The sequence below is a fragment of the Azospirillum isscasi genome, from assembly GCF_030849505.1.
Classification (GTDB): Bacteria; Pseudomonadota; Alphaproteobacteria; order Azospirillales; family Azospirillaceae; genus Azospirillum; species Azospirillum isscasi.
This window is the reverse complement of the sequence record NZ_JAUJFI010000216.1, coordinates 1-7,654: the sequence shown is the minus strand read 5'-3', so window position 1 is coordinate 7,654 and position 7,654 is coordinate 1. Positions and strand designations below refer to the sequence as shown.

The following is a 7,654-nucleotide window of genomic DNA, read 5'->3' as shown; positions in this document are numbered from 1 at the left end:
GCCGGCCCGCACCACCGGGCCGGGCGGCTGGCTGGGCCCACCCGCCGGGCCGATGGACAGCAGCGCGTCCAGTTCGATCCGCTCGCCGGGCCGGTTCTGCAGCAGCGCGTCGGCCACCCGGTCGATCAGCCCCATGCGGTCCGGGCGCAACTCCGCCGTGCCGGCCTGGAACAGCTCGTCGGCGGGGATGCGCACCTCCAGCAGGCGGCCCGGGGCCACGCGCTCCACCTTGGCCACGGCGACGGCGGTGGCGAACAGGTTGCCCAGCCCTTCCAGCCGCTGCACGGCGAACACGGTGCCAGCGCGCGAGGCCAGCGGGTCGGCCTGCTCGCGCAGGCGGGGGTCGATGACGAAGGCGGGGAAGCTGCGCTCCAGCGACACCAGGACCGTGCGCACCCGCTGGGCGGTCTGCACGGACTGGGCGTTCAGCACGATGAAGAAGACGAGCAACAGCAGGAACAGCGACAGCAGAAGCACGATGCTTCCGTTGTTCGGGTTCGGCCGGCTGCCCGACAGGTCCGGCTTCCTGTGGCCGGGCGCAGCCATGGGACTAATCGAAGCTCGCCAGCAGGCGGTCGATCTCGTCCTGGTCCATGGCGGCGCTGGTCATCTGCGGCCCGTGCAGCAGCCCGGCCTCCGGATCGTCCGCCGCACGGTCGGTGGCGAAGTTCGGCGCCGGATCGGCCTGGACCGCGGCGGCGGCGGCGGGTCGCGTGTGGTTCTGCCGCACCTCGTCGCCGAAGGCCGCGACGATCATGTCCACCTTCGATTCGATGTGCTTCAGCGTGCGCACGACCTTGGAGATGCGCTGGCCGGTGATGTCCTGGAAGTTGCAGGCCTCGAAGATCTTGGTCACCTGCTCCGTCAGCTTCGCCGAGTTCTCCGGATCGATCTGGCCGGAAATGCCGGTGATGACGTCGCAGGCGTCGAAGATGGCGAAGGTGGCCTGTTCCGTGGCGCCCACCACGGCGTCCAGCTCGTCCGTGGCGTTGGGAATGTGCTGGTCGCGGATCTCCGCGGGCTGGAGCGCCGCAAGCTCCTGTTTGGCGCTTTCGATGAAGCGGGCAAGGTCCACCACCTCCTTGTAGAGGCGCAGGTCGGTGGCGGAGATGTCGCCGTCCATGGTGGCGAGGATGGAACGGACGATGTCCGTCACCTCGTCCCGGGTCAGCGGCTGGGCTGCCTCGGCATGGGCGGCGTCGAGCTGCTGACGCAGGAGTTTCTGTTCGGCGAGCGAGGAGGAAACGGGCGGGGCCATGTGCGTTCCGATGTGAGCGTTCCGTGGTCTTGTCCGGCCTGCGTGCGGTCGGGTGCGCCGGCCGGTCCGGACGCAGGCGCCCGACGCCGGGATGATCCCGCGTCACGCCCTCGCACGGCCGCCGCCGACTCGGAGCCTCGTCAGCCTTTCCAACCCTAATTTCGCTCGGTTAACACGCCGTTAAGCGGCTGAAACGTCGCAACGCGAAGACGGCAATGGACGGCACATGCGGAAGGAAAGCAGGAACGTTCGCCGATCTCCACCACTGTCGTTTTTTGCAATATGATGAGGCAATTTGTTTCATGACTGGGACCGCAGAACGGACAAAGGGCCGCTGTGAAGCGGCCCTTCTTCACCGTTGCACGACGGCAGCGTCCGAGCGGTCAGCTCCCGCTGCCGCGCCCGCCGCCATGGCTGTGCTCGCCGCCCTTGCGGCCGGCTTCCGAAGCGCGTTCCGGATCGTTCTTGAAGTTGCCGCCGGATGCCTGGCCGCCCTTGTGGCCGGCCTCCGAGGCGCGTTCCGGATCGTTCTTGAAGTTGCCGCCGGACGCTTGGCCACCCTTGTGGCCAGCCTCCGAGGCGCGCTCGGGATCGTTCTTGAAGTTGCCGCCGGACACCTGGCCGCCCTTGTGGCCGGCTTCCGCCGCACGTTCCGGATCGTTCTTGAAGTTGCCGCCGGAATGCTGACCGCCCGAGCTACGGCCCTGGTTCTGGTCGTTCATCTTGTCCCTCCTTTTTGCCGCCGGGCTAGCTTGCGCTGCCCGAACACGCCGGAGCCAACATGAACCGAAACCGACCGTTGCGGGCCTTATACCGTCTCGACAGTACGTATACGTATATTCAGCAGGTGCGCGGCGGAAGTTGGGTATGACCATCAGCACGGTCATACCCTTCGCCCCCCGACGGCGATCAAAAGGCGTACTCAGTTCTTCGGTGCCGCCGGCACGCCGCGCCGCTCCACCAGCGCCGAAGTCAGTTCCTTGGCCTTCAGCGGGTCCATGGCCGCCAGGATCGGCGCCGTCTTGGTTTCCTTCATCCGCTCCACCACCCCCAGCAGGACGGACATGTCCAGCTCCTCGAAGATGCGGGCGGCCTCCTTCGGCTTCATCGTCTCGTAGATCTTCACGAGGCTTTCGAGCTGCGCGGCCTGCTTCTCGTCGCCCTGGCGCATCAGCTTCTGGATGTCGGAGCGGACCTTGTCCATCTCCTGAACCTTCTGGTCGATGCGCTTCTCGGCGGCGGTCAGCAGGGCTTCGCGCTGCTCCAGTTCCTTGGTGCGGCGCTCGATCTCGGCGCGGCGGTCGGCGAAATGCTGAAGCAGCTCCTCGTTCTTCACCGGGCCGAGGGCCGCGTTGTCCGGCGGGGTCGGGTTGGGCGGCGCGCCGTTGCTGGAACCACCCTGGGCCGGCGCCGGTTCGGGCGAGGGCTTGGCGCCGTTGGCGGCAAGCTGCATGGGCGGGGCCGGGACGGCGCTCTGCCCCTGCGCCAGGGTCGCCGGGAATTCCGGCAGGCGGGCGTCGCGCGTGGTGATCCGCCACAGGTCGCCGACGCGCACCCCCAGCATCAGCACGGCGACGAAGATGGTCAGCGGCAGGATGCGGAACCGCCACGCCTTCAGCTTCTCGCGCATCCGCTCCGACAACGGGCGGCGCGGAACCGCGGGCTTGCGCTTCGCCTTGGCCTTCAGCTTGGCCTTCGGCTTCGCTTTGGCGGCGGTCTGGGCGCCGGCTTGGGCGCCGGCTTGGGCAGCGCCTTGGGCCGGTGGCTGGCCGGCCACGCTCTGGCTGGTGCGGACGCCGGTCGGGGTGGCCCCCGCCGGGCGGATCACGACCTTGGGCTCCCCGCCGGTTGCGGTGGAGGCGCCTTTCGCGGTGGTGGTGGCGTCGCTCATCCGACCCCCTTGCCGGCGTTTTCGATGGCTTGCAGAAGTTCACGTTCGGCGCGCGACAGGCTCTCGCCCTCGCGCACGATGGGATCGGGTGCCGGCGCCGGACGGCGCGCCAAAGAATCGGCCCGCAGCGGGTCGGCGCGCAGCGGTTCGTTCCGGAAGGCGGCGGAGCGCAGCGGCGGCAGGTCGTCGTGATCGTCGTGGTCGTCGGGACCATGATCGTGATCGTCGTGGTCGTGATCATGGTCATGATCGTCGTGGCCATGATCGTCCTCGACGATCGGGCGTGGCGCCATGGCCGGGCGCGCCGCGACGGGCGGACGGGCGGACAGGCCGGGGCGCGCCGCCGGGCGGGCGGCGGGGCCCTGTTTCGGGCGCTCCCCGCCGACGTTGCCCAGCCGGTTCGCCATGGCGTCGGCGGCCTCGATCATGAATTCCAGCTCGTCGCGCAGGGTCTGCGCCTTGGCGACCGTGCGCTGGAGATCGTCGCCGGTGTCGTAGGCCGTCTTCTTCAGGCCGCGCACGCCGGTTTCGGCGCGGGACATGGCCTCGTTCAGGCCGCGGACCAGTTCGGCCATCTCGCCGCGGCTTTCCCGCAGCTTGACGATCTGCTTGTTGAGGATGATCGCGTAGGCGATGGTCGCGGCCAGCAGCCCCACCATCACCAGATCGAGAACGAGCGTGAGGGTCGGGCTCATAGCCGCATGACCTCCTGCTTCGGCAGTTCCCGCTCGATTCGCATGGCGATGTGCCCGCCCTTGCGGCCCATGCGGCCCTGGAACATCGATACGTCGCCGCAACGCAGCTCGATGGCGCCGTCCGGCGTGGCGTTCAGAAGAATGCGCGTGCCGACGCGCCAGTTCAGCACGTCGTGCAGCGTCATCGTCACCTCGTCCAGCACCGCGGAGATGTCCACGTCGGTGACCAGCAGTTCCGAGGCGAGGTGGGTTTCCCAGATCGAGTCGCGGCCGAACTTCTCACCCATGAACATCTGGAGCAGAAGCTCGCGCACCGGCTCCAGCGTGGCGTAGGGGATCATCAGTTCCAGGCGCCCGCCGCGGTCCTCCATGTCGATTCGCAGCTTGACCAGCACCGCCGCGTTGGCCGGGCGCGCGATGGTGGCGAAGCGCGGGTTGGTCTCCAGCCGGTCGAAGCGGAAGGTGACGGGCGACAGCGGGTCGAAGGCGGCGGACAGGTCGGACAGCACCACATGGACCATGCGCTCCACGAGGTTGCGCTCGATGGTCGTGTAGGGGCGCCCTTCGATGCGCATCGCCGCCGTGCCGCGCCGCCCGCCCAGCAGCACGTCCACGATGGAGTAGATCAGCGCCGAGTCCACCACCATCAGCCCGTAGTTGTCCCACTCTTCCGCCTTGAAGACGGAGAGCATGGCCGGCAGCGGGATGGAGTTCAGGTAATCGCCGAAACGCACCGACGAGATCTGGTCGAGGCTGACCTCGACGTTGTCGGAGGTGAAGTTGCGCAAGGACGTGGACATCGTGCGGACGAGGCGGTCGAAGACCACCTCCAGCATGGGCAGGCGTTCGTAGTTGACCAGCGCGCTGTTGACCAGCGCCAGGATGCCCGTGTTGTCGCCGTCCCCGGCCCCGCCCTGGTCGAAACCCAGCAGGCTGTCGATCTCGTCCTGGTTCAGGACGCGCGTCGAGCCACCGCCGCCCATGTCCGCCATGTCGCCCATGTCGCCGCCGTCTTCGGCAAGGGCGGCCCATTCGGCGGCAAGGCGTTCCTCTTCGCTCAGTTCCTCGGTGTTGCTCATGGCCCGCTCCCGCCGCCCCTACTGGACCAGCATTTCCTTGAACAGCACGTCCTTCACCTTCACCGGGTGGGCCGACGCGGTGATCCGCATCAGCAGTTCCTGGCGCAGGCGGTACATGCCCGCCGACCCCTTCAGATCCTCCAGCCGCAGTTCGCGCAGATAGACCTGGAAATTGTCGATGATGCGCGGCAGCACATGTTCGATCGCCGGTACGTCCTCGCCCTTCGAAAGCTGGATCGAGATCTTGATCTTCAGAAAGGCCGGGCGCTTGCCGCTGCTGTTCAGGTTCACCAGCATGTCCGGCAGGTCGTAGAAGACCGGTGCGGCGTGCGGGTCGGGCTGCGGCGGTTCCGCCGGCACCTCCGCATGCTCCTCCTTCTTGCCGAGCAGCGAATCCAGCAGGCCGCTGAAATACACGCCCGCCCCGGCGCCGATCAGCAACACCAGCGGGAGGATGACGAACAGGACCAGCTTCTTGCCGCTGAATTTCTTGCGCGGCAGGCCATCGGTCGGAACGTCGTCTTCAGCGTGCGCGGTCATGGAATCCTAAGCGCGAGCGGTGGCGGAGCGTGGCCTTACCAGCCCAGCAACCCTATCTTTCGGATAGTTAACAAAGTCTTTCGGGAACCGCGCGGCCCTGTGACAGAAGGGCAACCAAAGGCAGCGGCACGGTTCTTGATTGGGACTCCGCCGGAGAACCCTGTCCGCCGAGGAGGCCACGCCCGAACCGCGCCCGCAATCCCCCTTTTTCCCGCTCACCCGCCCCCGCTCCGCCCGTCCGTCCGCCCGCTTGGGCGGATGGGACAGCCGTGCCCCGCGCGCCTTCCTGCGCCGCGGGAACGGGACGCTTTTGCCCGGCGGCGGGCGGCAGCCCTTTCCGTCCCACCGGCAGTTCTTGCCCGGCAGGCGCTTCCCCGGCGGTGGCGCGCGGCGCCGTTCCTGCCTTTGCAGGCCCTTCCGGCGTTGGCACGCGCCGTGCATTGCCTTGAACGCCGGCCGGAACGCTCCCCCGGCCCGAATGGAAAAGAGGCCGCCGATGGAAAACCCGATCTACGTGTCCCTGTCGCGCCAGTTGACCCTGCGCCGCCAGTTGGACGTGATCTCGAACAACATCGCGAACATGAACACCACGGGCTTCAAGCAGCAGCGCATGCTGTTCACGGAGTTCCTGGAGCGTCCGGGCATGCACGAGCAGGTCAGCTTCGTGCAGGACCGCGCCGTGGTGCGCGACCTCTCCATCGGCGGAATGACGCAGACCGGCAACCCGATGGATCTGGCGCTGACCGGCCACGGCTACTTCACCGTCGATACGGCGAACGGCCCCCGCTACACCCGCTCCGGCAATTTCCGCATGAACGACCAGCGCCAGATCGTGGACGGCGGCGGCCTGCCGGTCCTGGGCGACAACGGCCAGCCCCTCGTCGTTCCGAACGGCTCGAAGGACGTCATGGTGTCCGGCGACGGCACCGTCTCGACCGAGCTGGGTCCGGTGGGCCGTCTGAACATCGTCACCTTCCGGAACGAGCAGCTCATGACCGAGGTCGGCGCCGGCCTGTACGTCAGCGACGAGGAGCCGCAGCCGGCCCCCGCCGACACGAAAGTGGCACAGGGAATGCTAGAGAATTCGAACGTGAAGCCGGTGGTGGAGATGACGACGCTGATCGAAATCCAACGCCAGTACCAGTCGAACCAGAAGATGATCGAAAACGAGCACGAGCGCATCCGCAGCGCCATCCAGAAGCTGGGCCGCACGGCCTGATCGAACGCGTAAAGGAGTAAGGAACCATGCGCAGCCTCGCCATCGGCGCCACCGGCATGATCGCCCAGCAGTTGAACGTCGAGACCATCTCGAACAACATCGCCAACTCGACCACGACCGGCTTCAAGAAGCAGCGGGCCGAGTTCCAGGACCTGCTGTACCAGAATTTCCGCCGCATCGGCTCCACCTCGTCGGACGCCGGCACCATCGTGCCGACCGGCGTGCAGGTGGGTGCGGGCGTGCGCGTCGCCGCGGTCGCCCGCGTGCTGGAGCAGGGCAACCTGAACGTCACCGACAACAAGCTGGACGTGGCCATCAACGGCTCCGGCTATTTCCAGGTGCAGCTGCCCAGCGGCGACACCGCCTACACCCGCGCCGGCAACTTCAAGCTGTCGCCGGAGGGCATCATCGTCACCGCCGACGGCTATCCGGTGCAGCCGGCCATCACCATCCCGGCGGAAGCCGTGGACGTCGCCATCAACGCCTCGGGCGAGGTGCTGGTGAAGCTGGACGGCCAAGTGGCGCAGCAGAACGTCGGCCAGATCCAGCTCTCCACCTTCGCCAACGCGGCAGGCCTGGAAGCCATCGGCGACAACCTGTTCCTGCAGACCCAGGCGTCGGGCGAGGCGGTCGGCGGCAACCCGGGCGCCCCCGGCTTCGGCCGCGTGGTGCAGGGCGCGCTGGAGACCTCCAACGTCAACATCGTGCAGGAGATCACCACCCTGATCTCCGCCCAGCGCGCCTACGAGATGAATTCCAAGGTCATCAAGACCACCGACGAGATGATGCAGCAGGCTTCGCAGCTCCGCTGATCCAGGCGCCGCCCCAGAGCCGCCGTAAAGCCCGTCTTCGCAAGGAATCCCCGCCATGCCCCGCCCCGCCCTCCGCCTCCTCGGCACCGCCCTTCTCGCCGCCGCCGTCCTCGCCGGCCCGGCCCTGGCACAGCCGCCGGCGGACGCGGCGAACGGCGCG

At 67.9% G+C, this 7,654-nt stretch carries 8 protein-coding genes and 1 pseudogene; 2 read left to right on the top strand and 7 right to left on the bottom strand.

Going from position 1 to position 7,654, the window contains the following annotated elements; genetic code table 11:
- The 7 genes and pseudogenes from QSG27_RS26310 to QSG27_RS26275 all read right to left on the bottom strand — a co-directional run.
- Nucleotides 1-546: pseudogene (locus tag QSG27_RS26310) on the bottom strand (hypothetical protein); the annotation flags it as partial.
- Between the two features lie 4 nt (nt 547-550).
- Nucleotides 551-1,258 carry a protein phosphatase CheZ gene (locus QSG27_RS26305; RefSeq protein WP_306711425.1) on the bottom strand — a complete coding sequence of 236 codons (708 nt, stop codon included), beginning with the start codon at nt 1,256-1,258 and terminating at the stop codon, nt 551-553.
- A 383-nt stretch (nt 1,259-1,641) separates the two neighbouring features.
- Nucleotides 1,642-2,145, bottom strand: a complete 504-nt coding sequence (locus tag QSG27_RS29310; protein WP_407653273.1) for a con-10 family general stress protein — start codon at nt 2,143-2,145, stop codon at nt 1,642-1,644.
- 35 nt (nt 2,146-2,180) lie between these two features.
- Nucleotides 2,181-3,149 carry a MotE family protein gene (locus QSG27_RS26290; protein ID WP_306711423.1) on the bottom strand — a complete coding sequence of 323 codons (969 nt, stop codon included), beginning with the start codon at nt 3,147-3,149 and terminating at the stop codon, nt 2,181-2,183.
- A complete protein-coding gene (locus tag QSG27_RS26285) occupies nt 3,146-3,844 on the bottom strand; it encodes a DUF6468 domain-containing protein (protein ID WP_306711421.1) in 699 nt (232 codons plus the stop codon). Before QSG27_RS26285 ends, QSG27_RS26290 begins: the two co-directional genes overlap by 4 nt.
- The gene (gene fliM, locus QSG27_RS26280) at nt 3,841-4,923 is read right to left on the bottom strand and encodes a flagellar motor switch protein FliM (RefSeq protein ID WP_306711420.1); all 1,083 of its coding nucleotides are present in this window, start codon (nt 4,921-4,923) and stop codon (nt 3,841-3,843) included. Before fliM ends, QSG27_RS26285 begins: the two co-directional genes overlap by 4 nt.
- Before the next feature lie 18 nt (nt 4,924-4,941).
- A complete protein-coding gene (locus QSG27_RS26275; RefSeq protein WP_306711418.1) occupies nt 4,942-5,463 on the bottom strand; it encodes a flagellar basal body-associated FliL family protein in 522 nt (173 codons plus the stop codon).
- Between the two features lie 496 nt (nt 5,464-5,959).
- On the opposite strand from QSG27_RS26275, the gene flgF reads away from it, so the two are divergent.
- Together flgF and flgG are read left to right on the top strand one after the other, a co-directional pair.
- On the top strand, nt 5,960-6,682 hold the full coding sequence (gene flgF / locus QSG27_RS26270; RefSeq protein ID WP_306711416.1) for a flagellar basal-body rod protein FlgF: 723 nt from the start codon (nt 5,960-5,962) through the stop codon (nt 6,680-6,682).
- Nucleotides 6,683-6,708: 26 nt separating this feature from the next.
- Nucleotides 6,709-7,494, top strand: coding sequence for a flagellar basal-body rod protein FlgG (gene flgG, locus QSG27_RS26265; RefSeq protein ID WP_306711414.1), 786 nt, complete (start codon nt 6,709-6,711; stop codon nt 7,492-7,494).
- The last annotated feature ends 160 nt before the right edge of the window (nt 7,495-7,654 follow it).

Bases quoted from the DNA above. Each gene is read 5' to 3' on its own strand.
- QSG27_RS26285 (WP_306711421.1), bottom strand. From the start codon at position 3,844: ATGAGCCCGACCCTCACGCTCGTTCTCGATCTGGTGATGGTGGGGCTG.
- QSG27_RS29310 (WP_407653273.1), bottom strand. From the start codon at position 2,145: ATGACCGTGCTGATGGTCATACCCAACTTCCGCCGCGCACCTGCTGAA.
- QSG27_RS26290 (WP_306711423.1), bottom strand. From the start codon at position 3,149: ATGAGCGACGCCACCACCACCGCGAAAGGCGCCTCCACCGCAACCGGC.
- QSG27_RS26305 (WP_306711425.1), bottom strand. From the start codon at position 1,258: ATGGCCCCGCCCGTTTCCTCCTCGCTCGCCGAACAGAAACTCCTGCGT.
- QSG27_RS26275 (WP_306711418.1), bottom strand. From the start codon at position 5,463: ATGACCGCGCACGCTGAAGACGACGTTCCGACCGATGGCCTGCCGCGC.
- flgF (WP_306711416.1), top strand. From the start codon at position 5,960: ATGGAAAACCCGATCTACGTGTCCCTGTCGCGCCAGTTGACCCTGCGC.
- flgG (WP_306711414.1), top strand. From the start codon at position 6,709: ATGCGCAGCCTCGCCATCGGCGCCACCGGCATGATCGCCCAGCAGTTG.
- fliM (WP_306711420.1), bottom strand. From the start codon at position 4,923: ATGAGCAACACCGAGGAACTGAGCGAAGAGGAACGCCTTGCCGCCGAA.